This window comes from uncultured Mobiluncus sp. (assembly GCF_902488535.1).
GTDB lineage: Bacteria > Actinomycetota > Actinomycetes > Actinomycetales > Actinomycetaceae > Mobiluncus.
This window is the reverse complement of record NZ_CABTWO010000044.1, coordinates 1-2103: the sequence shown is the minus strand read 5'-3', so window position 1 is coordinate 2103 and position 2103 is coordinate 1. Positions and strand designations below refer to the sequence as shown.

Sequence of the window (2103 nt, the reverse complement as noted above, 5' to 3'; positions counted from 1 at the left end):
TGGATGCCCACCCTGCTGGGGTATGCCGCGGTGCAGGACGTGCTTGCGGCGAAACCGGGGGATCCGGCCAAAGTTATGGGGGTGCGCTACAACCGGATTGCCCGGCTGGACCTGACTCAGACCGTGGCAGCGACCTTGAACGTTCGCGATCTGATTAAGGCCGGGGAATATGATCAGGCGATCGCCTCGCGGGGGACTTCCTTTACCGACATGGTAGAGATTTTCCGGGTCTTGTCCACCCCGCCCTCGCTGCTGAAACCTTTGCCCCGCAAGGCGAAAAAAGTTGCGGTGATGCACGTGGGAGGCTTGGCTCCGGGGATGAATATGGCCGCTCGAGCCGCGGTTCGTTTCGGACTGCAACGCGGCTTGGAAGTCTTGGGTATAGAGGGTTCTTGGGAAGGGCTCATTGACGGCAAGGTTCGCAAACTGCTCTGGAAAGACGTAGAAGGCTGGGACTTTCAGGGCGGCGCCGAGCTGGGAACGAAGCGTGAGGTGCCCACGGTAGAACAGTTCTATGCGATTGGCCGCTCGATTGAAAACCACCATATCGATGCGCTGGTGCTGATTGGGGGCTACAACGCCTATCTGTCCGCCCAAGCCATCAGCGGAGAACTGAAACATTACCCGGCCCTAAAGATACCGATGGTCATCGTCCCGGCGTCCATCGACAACAACCTTCCGGGAGCCGAAATCTCAATCGGGGCTGACACCGCGCTGAACAACGCGGTGTGGTCTATGGACTTGATGAAAGAATCGGCTGCCGCCTCAAAACGTTGCTTCATCACCGAAACCATGGGACGCCACTGCGGCTACCTAGCGCTAATGAGCGGAATCGCCGCCGGAGCGGAGCGAGTTTACCTCGAAGAGGAACCGATTAGCCTGGAGACGTTAGGTAAACACGCCACCGAAATGCGTGACGCGTTCGCAAAAGGCCGTCGCCTCGCCCTCGTGGTTCGCAACGAACTGGCGGGGGGAAACTATGACATGAAATTCATGGCCAACGTGTTCAAACAGGAGTCTCAGGGCTGCTTTGACGTTCGTATCGACGCGGTAGGGTATCTGCAGCAGGGCGGGGCCCCCTCTCCTTTTGACCGGCTCCTCGCGGTGCGGCTGATGTGGGAAACGATGCGTCACATTGATGCCGCCCTGGATTCCGGGCAATGCGCCATCGAATATATCGGCGAGGAAAACGGCCAGATGTCCTACCACGACATTTCTCAGATGGAGAAACAAGTTGATCCGGAGAAGCGCCGTCCCATCAACCAATGGTGGATGGGCTTGCGACCCCTGATTGAAGCGATGGCCAGCTCCAACCCGCCAATCAAAGACTTCCCCCTGCCGGTCATTGACATGAGCGGACCGAAGTCATAACTGTCGCACTTGATTGAGATGACGCACCACCAACCGTAAGAACAGCAACGCAACCCGATCCCGGGCAAACTATCGAACAGAAAGGGAAAACTCAATGGAAACGAAAGACCCCACCACCCTGGCAGCATGGAAAGACCTCAATGCGATGGCCGCGGGATTCCACCTGGATTTGCGCAAAGCTTTTGCAGCCGATCCCGCCAGGGCGGAGAATCTCTCATTCTCGGCCGCGGATTTGCACGTGGATTTGTCAAAGAACCTGATTACCGGGGCGGTGTTTGAAAAACTCTTGGAGCTTTCCACCCAGGCCGGCGTGCGCGACTTGAGTGAGGCCATGTTCAACGGCGAACACATCAACAACACGGAAAACCGAGCGGTGCTGCACACCGCGCTGCGAGCTCCCGCCGGAACCCAGCTGATGGTGGACGGTAGGGATGTCATTGCCGATGTTCACGAGGTCTTGGGGCGAATTTACGACTTCGCCGACGCGGTGCGTGACGGGTCTTGGGTTGGGGTCAGTTCCAAACGTATCCAGACCGTGGTCAATATCGGTATTGGAGGTTCTGACCTGGGGCCTTACATGGCTTACGAGGCGTTGCGGCCTTACGTGAAGCCTGGCCTGGAATGCCGTTTTGTGTCCAACATTGACCCCACGGACATTATGGAAAAAACCCGCGACCTGGATCCGGAAACGACCCTGTTCATCATCGCTTCCAAGACTTTCACCACCCTGGA

The 2103-nt window shown here is 57.5% G+C and carries 1 protein-coding gene and 1 pseudogene; both read left to right on the top strand.

Annotation, left to right across the window (positions count from 1 at the left end):
• On the top strand, positions 1-1371 hold a 1371-nt coding region (locus RDL66_RS08945; protein ID WP_308536644.1), incomplete at its 5' end, for a 6-phosphofructokinase.
• A gap of 94 nt (positions 1372-1465) precedes the next feature.
• Positions 1466-2103, top strand: a pseudogene (locus RDL66_RS08940) (glucose-6-phosphate isomerase); the annotation flags it as partial.